Source organism: Pseudomonas sp. PAMC 25886 (genome assembly GCF_000242655.1).
Classification (GTDB): domain Bacteria; phylum Pseudomonadota; class Gammaproteobacteria; order Pseudomonadales; family Pseudomonadaceae; genus Aquipseudomonas.
Genome location: NZ_AHHC01000083.1, coordinates 1 through 19,702 on the forward strand (window position 1 = coordinate 1; position 19,702 = coordinate 19,702).

12 protein-coding genes are annotated in these 19,702 nt (G+C 61.9%); 6 read left to right on the forward strand and 6 right to left on the reverse strand.

What is annotated here, in order from left to right; genetic code table 11:
* Positions 1–363: 363 nt before the first annotated feature.
* Both MUM_RS0126545 and pap read right to left on the reverse strand, forming a co-directional pair.
* Positions 364–1,548, reverse strand: a complete 1,185-nt coding sequence (locus MUM_RS0126545; protein WP_010176025.1) for a thiolase family protein — start codon at positions 1,546–1,548, stop codon at positions 364–366.
* A gap of 102 nt (positions 1,549–1,650) precedes the next feature.
* Positions 1,651–3,168, reverse strand: a complete 1,518-nt coding sequence (gene pap, locus MUM_RS0126550; RefSeq protein WP_010176026.1) for a polyphosphate:AMP phosphotransferase — start codon at positions 3,166–3,168, stop codon at positions 1,651–1,653.
* Between the two features lie 141 nt (positions 3,169–3,309).
* Here pap and mnmC point away from each other — a divergent pair, with 141 nt between their 5' ends.
* Positions 3,310–5,289 (forward strand): bifunctional tRNA (5-methylaminomethyl-2-thiouridine)(34)-methyltransferase MnmD/FAD-dependent 5-carboxymethylaminomethyl-2-thiouridine(34) oxidoreductase MnmC, encoded by a 1,980-nt coding sequence (gene mnmC, locus MUM_RS0126555; RefSeq protein ID WP_010176027.1) that lies wholly within the window; start codon positions 3,310–3,312, stop codon positions 5,287–5,289.
* On the opposite strand, the gene MUM_RS0126560 is transcribed toward mnmC, so the two are convergent.
* On the reverse strand, positions 5,286–10,079 hold the full coding sequence (locus tag MUM_RS0126560; RefSeq protein ID WP_010176028.1) for an NEL-type E3 ubiquitin ligase domain-containing protein: 4,794 nt from the start codon (positions 10,077–10,079) through the stop codon (positions 5,286–5,288). The two genes, mnmC and MUM_RS0126560, sit on opposite strands and share 4 nt — an antisense overlap.
* 232 nt (positions 10,080–10,311) lie before the next feature.
* On the opposite strand from MUM_RS0126560, the gene MUM_RS0126565 reads away from it, so the two are divergent.
* The 4 genes from MUM_RS0126565 to MUM_RS0126580 all read left to right on the forward strand — a co-directional run bounded on the left by MUM_RS0126565 (position 10,312) and on the right by MUM_RS0126580 (position 15,477).
* Positions 10,312–12,084: an N-acetylglutaminylglutamine amidotransferase gene (locus MUM_RS0126565; protein WP_010176029.1), complete on the forward strand. Its 1,773-nt coding sequence runs from the start codon at positions 10,312–10,314 to the stop codon at positions 12,082–12,084.
* Between the two features lie 3 nt (positions 12,085–12,087).
* Positions 12,088–13,833 carry an N-acetylglutaminylglutamine synthetase gene (gene ngg / locus MUM_RS0126570; protein ID WP_010176030.1) on the forward strand — a complete coding sequence of 582 codons (1,746 nt, stop codon included), beginning with the start codon at positions 12,088–12,090 and terminating at the stop codon, positions 13,831–13,833.
* 172 nt (positions 13,834–14,005) lie between these two features.
* Positions 14,006–15,190, forward strand: a complete 1,185-nt coding sequence (locus tag MUM_RS0126575) for an osmoprotectant NAGGN system M42 family peptidase (RefSeq protein WP_003216760.1) — start codon at positions 14,006–14,008, stop codon at positions 15,188–15,190.
* A 59-nt stretch (positions 15,191–15,249) separates the two neighbouring features.
* Complete coding sequence (locus MUM_RS0126580) at positions 15,250–15,477, forward strand: YheU family protein (protein WP_003192759.1); 228 nt, start codon at positions 15,250–15,252, stop codon at positions 15,475–15,477.
* A 3-nt stretch (positions 15,478–15,480) separates the two neighbouring features.
* On the opposite strand, the gene csrA is transcribed toward MUM_RS0126580, so the two are convergent.
* The gene (gene csrA, locus MUM_RS0126585) at positions 15,481–15,678 is read right to left on the reverse strand and encodes a carbon storage regulator CsrA (protein WP_010176033.1); all 198 of its coding nucleotides are present in this window, start codon (positions 15,676–15,678) and stop codon (positions 15,481–15,483) included.
* Between the two features lie 334 nt (positions 15,679–16,012).
* Positions 16,013–16,834 (reverse strand): SDR family oxidoreductase, encoded by an 822-nt coding sequence (locus MUM_RS0126590; protein WP_010176035.1) that lies wholly within the window; start codon positions 16,832–16,834, stop codon positions 16,013–16,015.
* Positions 16,835–17,163: 329 nt separating this feature from the next.
* Here MUM_RS0126590 and MUM_RS1000000133605 point away from each other — a divergent pair, with 329 nt between their 5' ends.
* The gene (locus tag MUM_RS1000000133605; RefSeq protein WP_003216767.1) at positions 17,164–17,316 is read left to right on the forward strand and encodes a DUF3309 family protein; all 153 of its coding nucleotides are present in this window, start codon (positions 17,164–17,166) and stop codon (positions 17,314–17,316) included.
* 60 nt (positions 17,317–17,376) lie between these two features.
* Here the strand turns inward: MUM_RS1000000133605 and MUM_RS0126600 are convergent, their stop codons facing one another.
* Complete coding sequence (locus MUM_RS0126600) at positions 17,377–19,464, reverse strand: LTA synthase family protein (protein WP_010176037.1); 2,088 nt, start codon at positions 19,462–19,464, stop codon at positions 17,377–17,379.
* Positions 19,465–19,702 lie beyond the last annotated feature (238 nt).

The window sequence follows — 19,702 nt, forward strand, 5'->3', positions numbered from 1 at the left end:
CACTCTACCCTTCGTGTGCTTCGGTACTTCACTACGAGACCGGCCTGTCGGACGCTGTTGCTCTTGTCTTTGATTCTGATTCGTGTCTCTCGAACTGCCCCAACTAACGTCCCGACGGACGGAACCGCGAGGTGGTGCCGGAGCGGGTAACCGCAGGACGTCGGTTAGCGCGCTGGGCCGAAGTAACGTCCACTACGGCGCCGCGAGCATCGCCGGAGTGAGGGAACACCCGAGCCGTAGGCAGGTTGGCCGACAAGGCGGGGTCAGACGCCCTTTGGTTACTTTGGGGCTTTTCCAAAGTGACCCGCTGTAAGAGCGGAACCCTAAGCCGCCGTTACCTAAATAACGGATATACCCCAAAAACTACCGCACCGCTTCAAACAACCCAGTAGCCCCCATCCCCCCCCCAACGCACATCGTGACAATCCCGTAACGCAAATTCCGCCGCTGCAACTCACGCACCAAATGCCCCACCTGCCGCGAGCCCGTCATCCCAAACGGGTGCCCGATGGAAATCGACCCGCCATTAACGTTGTACTTGGCATTATCAATTTCCAGCCGATTACGCGCATACAGGCACTGCGAAGCAAACGCCTCATTCAATTCCCACAAATCAATATCCGCCACCGCCAGCCCCCGGGCCTTGAGCAACTTGGGCACCGAAAACACCGGCCCGATACCCATCTCATCCGGCTCACACCCGGCCACCGTAAACCCGCGGAAAAACGCCTTCGGCTTCAACCCCAATTCCAGCGCCTTTTCCAAACTCATCACCAGCGTCATCGACGCCCCGTCAGACAACTGCGACGAATTCCCCGCCGTCACCGACCCATCCTCGGCAAACACCGGCTTCAACCCCGCAAGACTGGCCAAGGTCGTATCCGGACGATTGCAGTCATCCCGATCCACTACCCCGTCCAGCACCTGCACCGCCCCGGTGTTCTTGTCCTCAACCTTGTACTTCACCGCCATCGGCACGATTTCATCATCAAACAACCCGTCAGCCTGGGCCTGGGCCGTACGCTGCTGGCTTTGCAGCGCATACAGATCCTGCTCCTCACGACTGACGTGATAGCGCCGCGCAACAATTTCCGCCGTCTGCCCCATGGGGAAGTAGATGCCCGGCACCTGCTCCTTGAGCAAAGGGTTGATCAGATTGTCGGTGTTCACACTCTTCATGGTCAGGCTGATCGACTCAACCCCGCCGGCGACGATGATGTCGCTGCAACCGGACGCAATCTGGTTGGCCGCAATGGCGATCGCCTGCAAGCCCGAGGAACAGAAGCGGTTGAGGGTCATGCCCGCCGTGCCGGTGCCCAGCTGGGACAGCACCGCCACGTTGCGCCCGATGTTGTAACCCTGCGCACCTTCGTTGGAACCGGCGCCGACGATGCAGTCCTCGACAGTCGCCGGGTCGATGCCGTTGCGGGTCAGCAGCGCATTGACGCAATGGGCCGCCATGTCATCGGGACGGGTCTGGTTGAATTTGCCGCGAAAGGACTTGGCCAGGCCGGTTCGCACGCTGTCGACGATCACTACTTCACGCATGGGCCACCTCGATTGTTGTGGTTGTTGAGAGATGGATCGAGCATAGATCCAGCCCTCGTCAACCGCGACAATCATTCATCCCGCGTATGCAAAAGCATGGCGCTACTTCTTCTTGTCCTTCTTGTCATGCTTGTCGGTCTTGTCGAACGCTTCTTCCAGCGCCCGGTTGATGGTGCGCAACACCTTCACCCGCGCCCAGCGTTTGTCATTGGCCTCCACCAGCGTCCACGGCGCAATCTCGGTGCTGGTGCGGTCCACCATGTCACCCACCGCCGCCCGGTAGTCGTCCCACTTTTCGCGGTTACGCCAATCGTCCTCGGTGATCTTGAAGCGCTTGAACGGGATTTCCTCCCGCGCCTGGAACCGCTCCAGCTGCGTCTGCTTGTCGATCGCCAGCCAGAACTTGACCACGATCACCCCGGCGTCGCGCAGTTGCTCTTCAAAATCGTTGATTTCGCCGTAGGCGCGCATCCAGTCGGTCGGCGTGCAGAAGCCCTCGATGCGTTCCACCAGCACCCGGCCGTACCACGATCGGTCGAACACGGTGAACATGCCCCGCGACGGGATTTTCTGCCAGAACCGCCACAGGTAAGGCTGGGCGCGCTCGTCTTCGCTCGGCGCGGCAATCGGTACGATGTGGTACTGCCGGGGGTCCAGGGCCGCCGCCACCCGGCGGATCGCCCCGCCCTTGCCAGCGGCGTCGTTGCCTTCAAATACCGTCACCAGGGCGTGCTTGCGCATGCGCTTGTCGCGCATCAGCCCGGAAAACCGCGCCTGCTCGGTGATCAGTTGCTCTTCGTAATCGGCCTTTTCAAGGCTCAGGCTCATGTCCAGGCTGTTGAGCAGGCTCATCTGGTCAACCGCCGACGGCAGCGGTGCGGGGTTCATGCCGCTGGTTTTAGCCTTGGACAGTTTCAAGGCGTTTTGCAGGCCTTCGAGCAGGATCTTGCCCACCGTCAACCCACGGTAGTGCGCATCCACACCCTCGATCACAAACCACGGCGCATAGTCACGGCTGGTGCGGCGCAGGATGCGCTCACCAAAATGCACAAACTTGTCGTAGGTCTTCGATTGCTGCCAATCCAGCGGGCTGATGCGCCAGCTGTGCAGCGGGTCGTCCTGCAAGGCCTTGAGCCGGGATTTCATTTGCTTTTTCGAGAGGTGGAACCAGAACTTGAAGATCAGCGCGCCTTCGTCGCAGAGCATCTTCTCCAGACGCTCAGCCCCGGCGATGGCCTGGTCCAGCCGCGCATCCTTGATCTCGCCATGCACACGCCCCTGCAGCATCTGGCTGTACCAGTTTCCAAAAAAGATGCCCATACGGCCTTTTGCCGGCAGCTGGCGCCAGTAACGCCAGGCCGGCGGGCGGGCCAGTTCTTCGTCGGTCTGCTGGTCGAAGGTGCGCACCTCGATCAGGCGCGGGTCCATCCATTCATTCAACAGTTTGACGGTTTCGCCCTTGCCGGCGCCTTCGATGCCATTGATCAGAATGATCACCGGGAAGCGCTTTTGCTGCTGAAGCTCGTACTGCACTTCCAGCAAGGCTTCACGCAGGGCCGGCACTTCGGCGTCGTAGGTTTCTTTGTCGATGGCGTGACCGATTTCGGCAGATTCGAACATGGGCGGCTCCGTTCCAGAATGAGGCAAGACTAGCGGATTGGACGGCGCTGCGCCGGAGGAAATTCCACACGCGGTTGTCATGGATCAATGACACCCCGGTTGATCGGCTAGAATGGCCGCCTTGTCTTTACCGAGCCGCCCATGAACCCCGTATCCCACGCCCAGCTCGACTGGGATGAACAAGGCCGCCCGCACTCGCGGGTGTTCGACGACGTGTACTTCTCCGACCAGTCGGGCCTTGAAGAAACCCGCTACGTGTTCCTCCAGCAGAACCGTTTGCAGGAGCGCTTTGCTGCGTTGCCGGCGGGCGGGCGGCTGGTGATCGGTGAGACCGGCTTCGGCACCGGCCTGAACTTTCTCTGCGCCTGGCAGTTGTTCGAGCAACATGCGGTGCCGGGCGCGCGCCTGCATTTTGTGAGTGTGGAAAAATACCCGCTGAGCCGCGCCGACCTGCAACGCGCCCTCGCCCTCTGGCCCGAACTCAAAGCGTTCTCCGATCAGTTGCTGGCGCAGTACATCGCGATTCATCAAGGCTTCCAGCGCCTGGTGCTGGATAACGGCCGCGTCACCCTCACGCTGCTGATCGGCGACGCCCTGGAGCAACTGCCGCAACTGGATGCACAGATCGACGCCTGGTTTCTCGACGGTTTTGCCCCGGCGAAAAACCCGGACATGTGGACCGCCGAACTGTTTGCCGAACTGGCGCGGCTAGCAGCGCCGGGTTCGACCATCAGCACCTTTACCAGCACCGGCTGGGTGCGGCGGTTGATCAATGCGGCCGGGTTCAAGATGAAGCGCACACCGGGCATTGGCCACAAGTGGGAGATCCTGCGGGGCGAGTTTCTTGGCTGGCCGGCCGAGACACCGCCACCGGCGCTGGCCAAACCGTGGTTCGCCCGCCCACCAGTAGTCGGCGGCGAACGCCGGGCGCTGGTGATCGGCGGCGGCCTGGCCGGCTGCGCCAGTGCCGCCAGCCTGGCCGCCCGGGGTTGGCAGGTCAGCCTGCTGGAGCGGCACGACGGCCTCGCCCGCGAAGCCTCGGGCAATCCACAAGGCGTGCTGTACCTCAAGTTGTCGGCCCACGGCACCGCGTTGTCGCAACTGATTGTCAGCGGTTTTGGCCACACCCGGCGCCTGCTGGAACACTTGCAGCGCGGGACGGACTGGGACGGCTGCGGCGTCCTGCAATTGGCCTTCAATGCCAAGGAAGCCGAACGCCAGGCACAGCTGGCCGAAGCCTTTGACCCGCAGCTCTTGCACCTGCTGGATCAACCCCAGGCGCAGGCGCGCGCGGGGGTTGCGCTGGAGCATGGCGGGCTTTATTTCCCCGAAGGCGGCTGGGTGCATCCACCCGCGCTGTGCCAGTGGCAGGCCAAACAACCGGGGATCGAGGTACTGCCCCATCACGACGTGCTTGAACTGCGCAAGGCCGACGGCCAATGGCAAGCGTGGGACGGCGAGCGCTTGCTGGCCAGTGCACCGGTGGTGGTGCTGGCCGGGGCCGCCGAGGTTAAACACTTTGCACCGAGCGCCGACCTGCCCCTCAAGCGTATTCGCGGGCAGATCACCCGGCTGCCACACACCCCGCAGAGCCAGGCACTGAACACGGTGGTGTGCGCCGAGGGTTACGTCGCCCCTGCCCGCTTGGGCGAACACACCCTGGGTGCCAGTTTCGATTTCAAAAGCCTCGACCTGACCCCCAGTGCTGCCGACCACGCGGGCAACCTCGCACTGCTGGAGGAGATTTCCCCGGACCTGCGCCGGCGCCTGCACGCCGACTCACTCGACCTTGAAACCCTCCAGGGCCGCGCCGCTTTCCGCTGCACCAGCCCGGACTACCTGCCCATCGTCGGCCCATTGGCAGACCCGGCGCTGTTCAACGACGCCTATGGGGTATTGAGCAAGGATGCACGCCAGGTACCCGACACGCCCTGCCCGTGGCTGGATGGCTTGTATGTCAACAGCGGCCACGGCTCGCGCGGGCTGATTACCGCGCCGTTGTCCGGGGAATTGCTGGCGGCATGGCTCGACAATGAACCGCTGCCGCTGCCCAGGAGCGTGGCCCAGGACTGCCATCCAAACCGGTTTGCCGTACGCGCCTTGATTCGCGGCAAGGCCTAAAGCGGGCACGCTACCGTCAAGGGTTTATCCGCATCCTTAAGTGCCGTGCGGGTCAGGCGCTCCACCAGTTGCTCACGGGCTTGTGCGTGGTCGCTCTGTACGTTGAGCGCTTGGGATAAATAGGTGGTACTGGCCACGTCCAGTGCTTTGAGCCGGGTGTCGTACACCTGACTGACGCGACTGAACTCAGCCGCAAACTGACGTTTCAGGTATTCCAGCCAAAACCCCTGGCGTGCCATGAAACGCGCCAGGTTACCCGTTATCTCCCGGCTGCTGACTTGGGTGACGGCATCAGTGAGGTCCTCCTGGGTCACCCCGCCCACCTCACGGTACGTGATGCTTTCCGGCTGGCCCGGCAACTCCAGGACCTTCGCCAGACCGCTGCGATACACCAGGCGCACCGCCAGTTGATCGGCGATGTTTTTGCGGCGACTGAACACATCGGAAATGCTGTCCAGCTGCTCCAGCCGGAATAACCCGCGGCCCAGTTTCAGCAAGGTCGCGACACTGGGCTGTGTGACACCGGCTTCCTTCATGGCCTTGTTGAGCATCACCGTGACTTCCATTTCACTGAAGCTGTAGGCCGCCGCGTCCACACAGTTGGGCTCGCCCCTGGCCAGGTTGAACAGTAACGCCCGCAGTTCGCTGTCCTCGGCCGCCGCGTCCATCACTTGCCACACCCGACGCACCAGGTCAGCGCGCACCTGCTTGTATTGCGGGGTATTGACCAGTTGGCGCAGCACCGCAAAAAAGTCCCCGGACTGCCAATCGTCCTGGAGCAACTCCCAGGTCGCCCGACGGGCGAGATAAGCATCGGCCGTCTCTCCTTCAAGCCAGGCTTGTTGGGAGCGTTGCTCGCTCAACAGCGCAATATTGTCCTCCTGCAAGCCCATGCCCACGCCTGTGCGGCGGCGGTACTCATCCAGGTCCTGGCGGCTGCGCACTGACACCGGATTGAGCCGCAAGTTGATTTTTTCGGTCACCGCCACCGGCGCAGTAAACAAGTCCGGGGGCAGTTCGATAATGCTGTTCTCCCGCAGGTTGGCGTCTTCCAGGTGCAAGCGCGTGAGCAAACCCTCGGGCAACTCCCTGGCTCGCGTGTCACGCAGGTTCAGGTGCTGCAAATCGTGCATGTGCGCCACCGAAGGCGTTTCGCCCAACGGGTTGCTGCTCAGGTCCAGGGAGCGCAGGCCGCTCATGGCTTGCAGTTTTTTGGTAGTCGCGTCGGTCAGGTTGAGGCGGTTTTGCGCCAGGCTCAGGCGTTGCAGGGAAGGCATGTGGGACAGCACTTCCGGCAGCCATGTCAGCTGGTTTTTGTCCAGTTCCAGTGAGCGCAACCCCTTGAACGCCTTGAGGAAGTACGCCACATCGTTATCCAGTTCCATGTTTTTCAGGGACAGGCGCTGCACATGGCCAAAGTCGATATCGGCTGGAAAGTTTGGCAGTTTGCCAACCCGCATGCCGTCCAGGCTCAGGCCATAGACTGAGGCGTGGGCTTCATCAACCAGCCGGACCTGGTGGCGCCAGGCACTGCGCAAACGGTCTGCGACCTGCCGACGGCTGTGGCGGTAGTCATCCAGCCGGCCCGGGAGTTTGCGCATGTCCGCGTCCTGCTGGGTCCAGGCCTTGAGCACCCCGTCAAGCTTCACCAATTGCTGTTCGCGCAGGCGCACCGCACTGGCCCGCGACACATCATCAGGGCCCAGGCCCTCGATCAGTTCGCTGGCTTGGCGCTCGGTGAAGAACGGGTACAGGTTTCTGATTTTGCGCACCAGCCCACGCTGGGTTCGCGAAAGCGTCGGTGGCTGCGGTGGGTCGCCGACCTGGCAGGCAGCCACGCCCCCGACGGGACTGATGGGTGCCTTGCCGCGTACAGCCAGCGCACGATCAAGCAGTTGATAACGCAATCGCCGGGCGTCAGACAGGGTGCTGCCGCCAATGTCCAATGCGGTACGCAACGGAATCGGCAGAGCCTGCAAAGTCGCGCGATAAAACCCGTGCGGGCCGCTGAAGACTTCGCCCAAGGCCCGCCCATCCGCCTCGAAAGCCTGATAGCGCTCACCCGTCTGGACCACCACACGCGACTGAGTGGCCGCAGCATCGCCCATGCGTTGCAACACCGTCCCGGTGGTCGATGCCTCGCGCAACTGCAACTGGAAGGTGTCGGGAAAAGCAGGCATCTGTTCCAGCAGGCGCCAGGAAAAATCCCGGGCCTGCGTGTCGGCCAGCTCCGGCAAATAGAAACTGGCGGTCAGGCGCTCACGCTGGATCCGGGCTGCCGCCTCACGGGCGGCCTGCCGCAGCGGCAGTGGCACCCGGCGTGCGTCACGCAAGTGGATTCGATCAATGCTTGCAGCGTTATCAATCAGCTCTTGGGCAACCTGGGAGGGCAAGCCCGGCACGCCCTCCACCAGGCGCCTCTGCTCTGCCCCCACGGACTGGTCATAGTCGGCATACAGCTTCTGGTGCAACGGTTTGCGATCGACATTCAAGGTGTGCGCCAAGCGCCGTGCCAGTGCCTCGGCATCGGTTTCGCCGGCCTTTACGGGCATATCGCCGAACAATGTGTCCAGCTCAGCCCGGTACAAGCCATCGGTCACGCCCAACAACACTTCACCCTCCTCCAGTTGGTCCTGGCTGATGATCACGCTCAACTCGCTGTCGATACGCGCGCTGGATGGATAGAGGGCCGTCACCTTGCCTGCGGCGTCCTGCACTTCGAGGTAACGACCACGGGGCCAACCGGGCATCAGCGGCAAGGCGTCCAGTTGCAACGTGATGCTCTCGGGGGTGAAAGGCTGGCGTTTCTCCAGGCGCCAGATCAAGTCAGTGATCTTCTGGTCCAGCGCAAACCGCTGGACGCTGTCCTGCAGACCTGCGGGCAACTTGAGGTTGTCCTGTGCCCAGCGCTGCAGTTGGGGGAGTTGTACACCGCCTACCTGGCGAATCTGCTCCAGGCGGGTGTCGTCCAGGGCGCTCAGGCGCGGGTCCAGGCGCCGCAGGGCGTAGAGGTGGTTACTCCACTCCTGCGGTCGCTCATGGATCGACCGCCAGCCACCCCCGCCGTTATGCATCACCGGCGGTGCATAGGCATACGGACGGCCGGGATGGCGAATACGCCACTGCCCCAAAGCGGGGTCAAAACGCACTTCATGGCCACGGCCATCAATACTGATCCATGGCCGCCCGTCCTTCCAATGAAAGCCCTGGGCATCGGCTTCACCCGCCGCCAATGCCTGCCCATAAGGCCTGAGGCTGGAACGCCATAGCCGGCGCCGCCCGTCCGCGCTTTCAACCGCTTCAACGTTATCGAGGCCTTCCAGGATTTCCCGCGCCCCACGGCGCAAAGTGCCAATGACTTTGCCACCCGCTACAAACGCCGCCATCGACGCCACGCTCTCCAGCACGTTGCGCAGGTGTGACAGCGCCGCGCTGCGGTCCTCGTGGCGCCAGTCCTGCACCCCTTCGTAGATTTCGCCGAGCATTTGCCCGACGGCCACGCCCATCATCAACTGGCCGATCACCGGTACAAAAAAACCGGCAAGGTTGAGCAGGTCCAGGCCCCACGATTCATAGTCTCGCCAACGCTGGTCACGCACCGCCTGGTCAAAGTCTGCGGTCGGTACCGCCAGCACCCGGCTGTCTTTTTGCAGCTTGCCGACGGTGCTGTTGAAGAAAAACTGGAACAGCCCGACGTCGATCGGCAATGGCTTGATCAGCCCCAGGGATTTACCCGCAGAAAACCGGGTGGAAAAATCACCGCGGGATTCTTCGTCCAGGTAACGCACAAAAAAATCGGCGTAGCTTTTCACCTGCAGCTTCAGCGTCAGGTAACGCTGAAAGTCTGCAAAGCTGGGGTATTCGAAAATCGGCCGATAAGGCTCTCCCGGCATGTAGACGATGCACCGGGTTTCGGGGTGTTCATCAATGACTTCCCGGGAAAATACAACGACGCCCCACAGGCAACAGTCATGCACATCCAGCCCTTGAAATACCAAGGGCCTGGCGCCGTATGTCTCGGTGAGCATGGTTGCCTTGTCGAGGTTGGCGCCCTGGCGGGTAAAGCGCAATAACAGCTTGAAGGCCGGCTCGCCGATGTCACCACGCAGGTACGCGAGGTACACATCAGCCGCCATGTCATACACCTTAAGTTGCCTGAATTCGTTGGCATCAGGGTTGTGCAGCAGCTCATCAGCCACTGGCAGGACCTGGTTGATCGCGCCACGCAAATGCTCCTGGTAGCGTCGCCCCAGGTCGAGGGTGCGGCAGTAGGCGGCAAACGCCGGGACACTGACGGCGTTCACCCGAGTATCGGTGTCACGTCGTACCTGGCTGCCAGTGGGAAAAACGCTGCCCAAGGCCTCATCCTCGGAAAAATTCTGCATCGCCGCCTCCAGCAACGTCCGGGTTTCAATCACCACCTTGGTGGCGGGAATCCCGAATGAAGTGCTTCCCGTGTCGAGGCGTTCCCACGGCAGCCATAAATGATCACGCTTCACGTCCAGGGTCACGCCAAACCGGTTTTTGAGGCCACGGGTCAGTTCTTCGGCACAAAACTGATCAAGGCCTTTGATGCGTTGCAGGATCGCATTGACCCTGGGCTCGTGAAGCCCGGCCAACGCGTGGACCTTCTCCAGTTGCTCCAACGGTTCGGGCTTGGCCGTCAGCAACCAGGGAGGCAGGCGTTGCTGCAGGACATCGGCTTTATCCAGGTCGCCGGTCAGTTCCAGCAGGGTCGACGAGAGGAGTTGCGGGGTGAGTTGAGCGGGCACGGAAACGGAGTCAGCCATCGGCAATATCCTTTTGCACAGGAGTGAGTCCCCACGATAACCATCCCCCCGCGCCCGGCGCCCATAACTATGTGACGCCACCCGGGTATACGCCCGAGCCCTCCCTGAAAAGCCTGCTTATAACCGATCGTTCTAAAACTCCCTAGATTCATCCGTGTCAGTTTCTGGGTGGCCGCCGTTTTGGCGCGACTGCTTTTGACCCCTCCCCAACGGAAAAACCGGTAAGGAATTTATGTGCGGATTAGCTGGCGAGTTACGCTTTGATTACCAACCTGCCGACCTGGCAGCAGTGGAACGAATCACCCATCACCTCGCCCCCCGCGGTCCTGACGCGTGGGGTTTTCATGCCCAAGGGCCGATTGCCCTGGGCCATCGACGCCTGAAAATCATGGACCTGTCGGACGGCTCCGCCCAACCGATGGTCGACGCCCAATTGGGGCTGTCCCTGGCGTTCAACGGCGCGATCTACAACTTCCCGGAACTGCGCGAAGAGCTGGAGGCCCTGGGCTATGCCTTCTATTCCGGCGGCGATACCGAAGTGCTGCTCAAGGGCTACCACGCCTGGGGCGAAGCGCTTCTGCCAAAGCTCAACGGGATGTTTGCGTTTGCCATCTGGGAACGTGATGCCCAGCGCCTGTTTATCGCCCGTGACCGCCTCGGCGTGAAACCGCTGTACCTGTCGCGCACCGGCCAGCGCCTGCGTTTTGCCTCGGCCCTGCCGGCGCTGCTCAAGGGCGGCGATATCAACCCGATCCTCGATCCGGTGGCGCTCAACCACTACCTGAACTTCCATGCCGTGGTGCCTGCACCGCGCACCCTGTTGGCCGGCATTGAAAAACTGCCGCCCGCCACCTGGATGCGTATCGAGGCGGACGGCAAGACCGAGCAGAAAACCTGGTGGACCTTGCCTTACGGCCCCCACGCCGATGAAGCCAACCTGACCCTGGAAGACTGGACCGACCGCGTGCTCGACAGCACCCGCGAAGCCGTAGCGATTCGGCAGCGGGCGGCGGTGGATGTGGGCGTGCTGCTCTCGGGCGGTGTCGATTCGAGCATGCTGGTGGGCCTGTTGCGGGAAGTCGGCGTGCAGGATTTGTCGACCTTCTCCATCGGCTTTGAAGACGCCGGCGGCGAGCGCGGCGACGAGTTCCAGTATTCGGACTTGATCGCCAAGCATTACGGCACCCGGCACCACCAACTGCGCATCGCCGAAAGTGAAATCATCGAGCAACTGCCGGCGGCGTTCCGCGCCATGAGCGAGCCGATGGTCAGCCATGACTGCATTGCCTTCTACCTGCTGTCCCGGGAAGTGGCCAAGCATTGCAAGGTGGTGCAGAGCGGCCAGGGCGCCGACGAACTGTTCGCCGGTTACCACTGGTACCCGCAAGTGGACGGCGCCAGCGACCCGTACGCCGCCTACCGCGATGCGTTTTTCGACCGCAGCTACGACGACTACGCCGCCACCGTCGCCCCCCAATGGCTGACGGCCAATGACGCGGCCGGCGACTTTGTGCGCGAGCATTTCGCCCAGCCCGGCGCCGATGCCGCGGTGGACAAAGCCCTGCGCCTGGACAGCACCGTGATGCTGGTGGACGACCCGGTCAAACGCGTCGACAACATGACCATGGCCTGGGGCCTGGAAGCGCGTACGCCGTTCCTCGACTATCGCCTGGTGGAACTGTCAGCCCGCGTGCCGGGTAAATTCAAGCTGCCGGACGGCGGCAAGCAAGTGCTCAAGGAAGCCGCGCGCCGGGTGATTCCAAGCGAAGTCATCGACCGCAAGAAAGGCTACTTCCCGGTGCCCGGCCTCAAGCATTTGCAAGGCGACACCCTGAACTGGGTGCGTGACCTGCTGCTGGACCCGAGCCAGGATCGCGGCCTGTTCAACCCGGCGATGCTCGACCGCCTGCTCACCGATCCCCAAGGCCAATTGACCCCGTTGCGCGGCTCCAAGCTGTGGCAACTGGCGGCGCTGAACCTGTGGCTCAGCGAACAAGGAATCTGATTCATGAAACCTCACGCCACGGCTTACAGCCAACGCTTGCTGCGGGGCCAGGCGCCCTCCTACGAGCGCCTGCAAGCCCGCTTCGCCGAAGACGGCAGCGAACTGGACCCCACGCCGATTGCCGTGCATTGCGGCTGGGGCCGGCTGTTGATCGGCCATACCTTCCCGGACCCGGCGAGCCTGGCCCTGGAGTTGCTCAACGAGCAGCCTGGCGAGCGCGACATCGCACTGTATGTGGCCGCGCCGCAGCAGATCCTCGGGATTGATCCACAGCAGCTGTTTCTCGACCCGTCCGACACCCTGCGCCTGTGGTTCACCGACTACCGTCCGGCAACCCGGGTGTTTCGCGGGTTCCGGATTCGCCGGGTACAAAGCGAGGCGGACTGGCAGGCGGTGAACCAGCTGTATCAGGGGCGCGGCATGTTGCCGGTCGACCCGGCGCTGCTGACCCCGCGTCATCAAGGCGGCCCGGTGTATTGGCTGGCGGAAGACGAAGACAGCGGCGCGGTGATTGGCAGCGTCATGGGCCTGAACCACCAGAAAGCCTTCCACGACCCGGAGAACGGTTGCAGCCTCTGGTGCCTGGCGGTAGACCCGCAATGCACCCGCCCCGGCGTGGGTGAAGTGCTGGTGCGCCACCTGATCGAACACTTCATGAGCCGTGGCCTGAGCTACCTCGACCTGTCGGTGCTGCACGATAACCGTCAGGCGAAAAGTCTCTACGCCAAACTGGGTTTCCGCGCACTGACCACCTTCGCCATCAAGCGCAAAAACGGTATCAACCAACCGCTGTTCCTCGGCCCCGGCCCGCAAGCAGGGTTCAATCCCTACGCGCGGATCATCGTCGAGGAAGCCCATCGGCGCGGGATCGACGTGCAGGTGGATGATGCCGATGCCGGCTTGTTCACCTTGAGCCTCGGTGGCCGCCGGGTGCGTTGCCGCGAGTCCCTGAGCGACCTGACCAGCGCCATCAGCATGACCCTGTGCCAGGACAAGAGCCTGACCCACAAGGTGCTCAAGGCCGCCGGCTTGAACCTGCCGGAGCAACAGTTGGCCGCCAGTGCCGATGACAACCTGGAGTTTCTCGACGAGCACCAGCGCATCGTGGTCAAGCCGCTGGATGGCGAGCAAGGCCAGGGCGTGGCGGTGGATTTGCAGAGTATCGAAGAGGTACAGCAAGCCATTGAAACAGCCCGCCAGTTCGACAGCCGAGTGTTGCTGGAAAGCTTCCACGAAGGCCTCGACCTGCGCATCCTGGTGATCGGCTTTGAAGTGGTCGCCGCCGCCATTCGCCGCCCGGCGGAAGTCACCGGCGATGGCCAACACTCCATCGGCGCGTTGATCGAGGCCCAGAGCCGCCGGCGCCAGGCCGCCACCGACGGCGAAAGCAAAATCCCCCTGGACGATGAAACCCAACGCACCCTGCACGCCGCCGGCTACGACTACAACAGCATCCTGCCCCGTGGCGAGCGCCTGGCCGTGCGCCGTACTGCCAACCTGCACACCGGCGGCTGCCTGGAAGACGTCACCGCCATCCTTCACCCGACCCTGGTCGACGCCGCCGTGCGTGCGGCCCGTGCCCTGGACATCCCCATGGTGGGCCTGGACCTGATGGTGCCGGCTGCCGACCAACCGGACTACGTGTTTATCGAAGCCAACGAACGGGCCGGGCTGGCCAACCATGAACCGCAGCCGACGGCTGAAAAGTTCGTGGACCTGTTGTTCCCGCATAGCCAGCCGACGGTTTGAGAAATGCGTTGCCTTGACTGGCGCTTTCGCGGGCAAGCCCGCTCCCACATTTGGAATGCATTCCCCTGTGGGAGCCGGGCTTGCCCGCGATGGGGCCGGAACAGCCGATGACTCTCTAGCCAATGGCCTACTCATCGAAACCATCGATGCCCTCAACTCATCAGGAGTTTCCATGACCCGAACCATCCCCGAACCGGATCTCGCTTACCTGCAAAAAGTGCTGCTGGAAATGCTTGCCATCCCCAGCCCCACCGGATTCACCGACACCATCGTGCGCTACGTTGCCGAGCGCCTTGAAGAGCTGGGCATTCCGTTTGAAATGACCCGGCGCGGGACCATTCGCGCCACCCTCAAGGGTCAGAAAAACAGCCCCGACCGCGCCGTTTCCGCGCACCTGGACACCATCGGCGCTGCCGTGCGGGCGATCAAGGACAATGGCCGCCTGACCCTGGCGCCGGTGGGTTGCTGGTCCAGCCGGTTTGCCGAAGGCAGCCGCGTCAGCCTGTTTACCGACAACGGCGTGATCCGTGGCAGTGTGCTGCCGCTGATGGCGTCGGGGCACGCGTTCAATACGGCCGTGGATGAGATGCCCATCAGCTGGGACCACATCGAACTGCGCCTGGACGCCTACTGCGCCACCCGCGCCGACTGCGATTCCCTGGGCATCAGCGTGGGCGATTTCGTCGCCTTTGACCCGCTGCCGGAGTTCACCGAGAGCGGCCATATCAGCGCCCGCCACCTGGATGATAAAGCCGGGGTTGCCGCCCTGCTGGCGGCACTCAAGGCGATTGTCGACAGCGGCCAACCGCTGCTGATCGACTGCCATCCGCTGTTCACCATCACCGAAGAAACCGGCAGCGGCGCAGCGGCAGCCTTACCGTGGGATGTGAGTGAGTTCGTCGGGATCGACATCGCGCCGGTGGCCCACGAGCAGCACTCCAGCGAACACGCGGTGAGTGTGGCGATGCAGGATTCCGGCGGACCCTATGACTATCACCTGTCACGGCACCTGCTGCGCCTGGCGGCGGAAAATGAGTTGCCGGTGCGCCGCGACCTGTTTCGCTATTACTTCAGCGACGCACATTCGGCAGTGACCGCCGGCCACGACATTCGCACGGCCCTGCTGGCGTTTGGTTGCGATGCCACCCACGGCTATGAGCGCACCCACATCGACAGCCTGGCGGCGTTGAGTCGCCTGTTGGGTGCCTACATCCTCAGCCCGCCGGTATTCGCCAGCGATGCCCAGCCGGCCAAAGGCTCCCTGGATCGGTTCAGCCACCAGATCGAACACGACACGCAAATGGAGAGCGATACCCGCGTGCCGTCGGTGGACAGTCTGGTGGGTCAAAAAACCTGAGACTGGCAACTGGGATCCCGGCGCAGTAGCATCGCCGGGATTCCTTAGCTGAGGCTTGTATGCTGATTCCTTACGATGCACTTGAAGTCGACACCCTGACCCGCCTCATCGAAGACTTCGTGACCCGCGACGGCACCGATAACGGCGACGATACGCCCCTGGAAACCCGGGTGCTGCGGGTACGCCAGGCGTTGACCAAGGGCCAGGCCCTGATCGTTTTCGACCCCGAGAGCGAGCAATGCCAATTGATGCTCAAGCACGACGTGCCCAAGCACCTGTTCGACTGACCCTCAGGGGTTGGAAGCAGGTTGGGCCGGTTGCCCCTGACGGCTGAGAATCTTCTGATAGACCTCCGTGCGATGCACATTGACCCCCACCGGCGCTTCGACGCCCAATTTCACCTGGGTGCCGCTCACCTCCAGGATGCGCAGCGTGATGTGGTCGCCCACCGAGATTATTTCGCCTACCGCGCGGCTTAATACCAGCATGGGGTTCGTCCTTTTTAAGTTACCGAACCCCGACCTTGCGCTACCCGCCTGGCACCATCAATGGCCTTCAGGATAAACAGGCATATCTTACACATCAGGGTAAATTACCCTACAGACAGGCTGTGAATAATCTCGAATTACACCCAAGAACCAAACGATATGTTCATATTTGCAGGCGATCTCTGTGGCGAGGGAGCTTGCTCCCGCTGGGGTGCGAAGCGCCCCCAATAAGGTCAATGCATTCTTTCAGGAAGACTTGGTTGGCAGGTTTTGGGGCTGCTGCGCAGCCCAGCGGGAGCAAGCTCCCTCGCCACATCAGTTGCTCACCTGAAATTCAACCTTTCACCGCCTGCGATTGAGCCTTGGCCCGCATCTTGTCCGCCATCACGGTCATTTCGTCATAGAGAAGCTGCGGGTTCTTCTGCTTCAGCGCCCAGGCCATGCGCCCCTGCTCGTGGGGCAGGATCATGAATTGCCCTTCAGCCACCTGCTGGTAGATGTAGTCGGCAATCTCGGCCGCCGTAATCGGTGAGCTTTCCAGGAGCTTGCCCACCTGGGCTTTCATGGCGGGTGTCGGCCCGCGGAAGGAGTCCAGCAGGTTGGTCTGGAAGAACGACGGACACACCACGTGTACGCCCACTTCCTGTTGTTTGAGTTCCACCAGCAGGCTTTCGGAGAGCGCCACCACGCCGGCCTTGGCCACGTTGTAGTTGCTCATGGCAGGGCCCTGCATCAGTGCGGCCATGGAGGCGATGTTGATGATGCGGCCCTTGCTCTTTTCCAGCAGCGGCAGGAACGCCTTGCAGCCCTTGACCACGCCCATGAGGTTGATTGCGATCTGCCAGTCCCAGTCTTCCAGGGACAGCTCACTGAAGAACCCGCCCGACGCCACACCCGCGTTGTTGACGATCACGTCGATGCCGCCCAGCTTCTCCTCACAGGCCTGTGCGAACGCCGTGAGCTGGCTGTAGTCGCGCACGTCGCAGCGCTGGGTGAAACCGTCACCGCCGGCCTGGCGCACCCGCTTGAGGGTTTCTTGCAGCCCCGCTTCGCTGACGTCCGACAAGGCCAGCTGCCAACCCTCGCGGGCCCAGCGCAGAGCGATTTCGCGACCCAGGCCAGAACCGGCGCCGGTGATCATCATGCGATTTTGCATAGGAAAGTAGCCTTGTGGTTCACGGAAGAAGTGAGCCGCAGTGTAGCGAAGGTTTTTCCCGCACCCACGCACCATCAGAGTGCTGAATGCCCCGGGCAAACCGCGGGCCGGGTCGGATACCGGCAAACCCGCCAAGTTCAATTTATTTCAACTAAGGATGGATATTTGCAACGCGGTTAAAGGAAATAAGCAAGTTAGCAAAAAGCTTTAAAAAAACACGGAATTTTCTGCCAGACGCACCGGTCGGAGTTATTAAGGCGTCCGTAATAGCTGTCGGGCTTACTCGTTAAATATCAGGTCTTTTCAGAAGACAATAAGGAAAACAAAACATGAGCCTCATTCTTATCATTATTCTGATCCTCCTGCTGGTCGGCGGTCTTCCAGTGTTCCCACACTCACGCAACTGGGGTTACGGGCCATCGGGTATTCTCGGTACCGTGTTGGTAGTTCTGTTGATTCTGTTGTTGCTGGGCAAGATATAACCGGTTTAACAGCACAAAAAAAAGAGGCCTTAAAAGGCCTCTTTTTTTATGCGCGGGTGTTTAGTCCGGCTTGCCGTCCACCACACCTGCGGTGTTATCCAGCAGGCTCTTGGTAGCGGTCTGCAGGAACGATTCGAGCTTCTGCTTCAACGCAGCCTCGTCCGGCGACTCTGGAATCACCTTCCCGGTAGGGTTGGCGCCCAGTTCGTATTCCCACAACTTCGGCGGCATTTCCTTCGGCAGTACCAGCACGCGGTCGCCAGTGAGCAAGGCCACGGTCTGGTCGCTGCCCGACGGCTTGATCACGCCAAAGCCCTTGTCGCCTTCCGGCAGGTTGAGCAGGTCACGGCCCCAGCACTGGTGCAGGGTGTCACCGCCGAGGCGGCCCATGATAGTCGGTACGATGTCGATCTGGGTGCCCACGGTGTGGTCACGCTCACCGAACTTCTCCTGCATGCCCGGTGCGATCATCAGCATCGGCACGTTGAAGCGGCCCAGGTCCATCTCGGTGATCTGCTGTTCGTTGCCGAAGCCGTGGTCGCCCACGATCACGAACAGGGTTTCCTTGAAGTACGGCTCCTTGCGGGCCTTTTCAAAGAACTGGCCCAGGGCCCAGTCGGAGTAGCGCATGGCCGTCAAATGCTCGTTGAGGCTGCCACGGTCGGTGACTTTCTCGACCGGCAATGGCGTCGGCAACGCATACGGCGTGTGGTTGGACAGGGTTTGCAGCAGCGCATAGAACGGCTTGCCGCCTTCACGGGCTTTCAGCTCTTCCAGGCCACGGTTGAACATGTCCTGGTCGGACACGCCCCAGGTCGGGTCCGAGAACACCGGGTTGACGAAGTCATTGCGGCCAATGAAGTTGGTCATGCCCTGGTTGCTGAAGAAGCCCGACTGGTTGTCCCAGGCGAAGTCGCCGTTGTAGACATACACGTCGTCGAAATCACGATGGCTGAGCAACTGTGGCAAGCCCGACAGTTTGTGGCTGCCTTCCGGGGTCTGCATCAGGTATTCGAAGCCTGGCAGGTTCGGGAAGCAGGCCATGGTGGCGAACATACCCTGGTGGGTGTGGGTACCGTTGGAGAAGAAACGGTCGAACAGCAGGCCTTCCTTGGACAGTTTGTCGAAGTACGGCGTGATGTTGCCCGGGCGGCCCAGGGCGCCCACCGAGTGACCGGCGAAGCTTTCCATCAGGATCACCACGACGTTCTTGATCGGCAGGGTCTTCTCGGCCGGCGGCGTGAAGTCACGGCGCACGGCGGCGGTGTCGGTATCCACCAGTTTTTCGCTTGGCAGCACCAGCATGTCGCGCACGGTCTGGGTGGCCTGGGGTTGTTCCAGGGTGGCTTTCCAGATGTTCGAACGCTCTTCGGAGAAGCGCGATTTGGCTGCCGCAATCAGCGACAACGTGCCGTTGAGGCCCAACTGGTTGGCGAAGTTCGAATCGGTGGTGTAAACGTCACCCCAGCGCAGCGGCGGGCCCTGACGCAGGGTGCCACGGATGGCGACCACGGCGATCAACAGGCAGACCACGAACACCGCGATGCGGGTGTACCACGGCGCCACCTGGCGGGTGCCAATGCTGCCACCGCTGAATGGGCCGCGTGGGCGAGTTGCACGGTCGGCGCCTTTAAAGGCGATGCTCAGGATCAGCGTGCCCACGGCCCAGGCCAGCAGGTAGCGCACCACCGGGAAACCGTACCAGAGCATGCTCATCACGGTTTTCGGGTCTTCCTTCACGTACTGGAAGACCAGGCCGTTGAGGCGCTGGTGGAACTCGCGGTAGAAGTCCATCTCCATCAGGCCGAGGAACAGCGCGATGCTCGACGCGACCGTCAGCCAGAAGCGGAAGAACCCGCGCGCCGCCATCGCCCGCACGCTGAACAAGGCCAGCAGCAGCGGGACCAGCACGTACATCACCAGGCGAATATCCAAGCGCAGGCCGTTGGCGAATGCTTCAAGGAAGGTGGAGGCCGGTGTGTCGAGGATCATCTCGCGGTTGTAGACCAGCAGCGCCAGGCGCAGCAGGGAGAACATCACCATCATGATCAAGGCACAAAGCAGCGTGTACGCCAGATGGGATTTGACGGTCGGTTGCAGCAAGCGATTAGAAGCTCGCTGCTGATTCAGGGCGTCCGGGTTTGCCATGTCGTTTTAGGACCCATTGGAAGTTTAAGTTGCGAATGAATACAGCGGCGCCCCGCCCTCGCCCAGGCTGGCTGGGGTAGACGGTGAACGCAATGGCGCAAATGGTGCCCGATCAACGCCGGCAACGCCATTGATTACTCACTCCGGCCGTTTGTTGGCACTCGTCTTAGAGCACTCGGACAGCAAAATAGCCGGCGAATTGTCTTGGATGGAATGTGAAAATTTTGTACAGCGAATA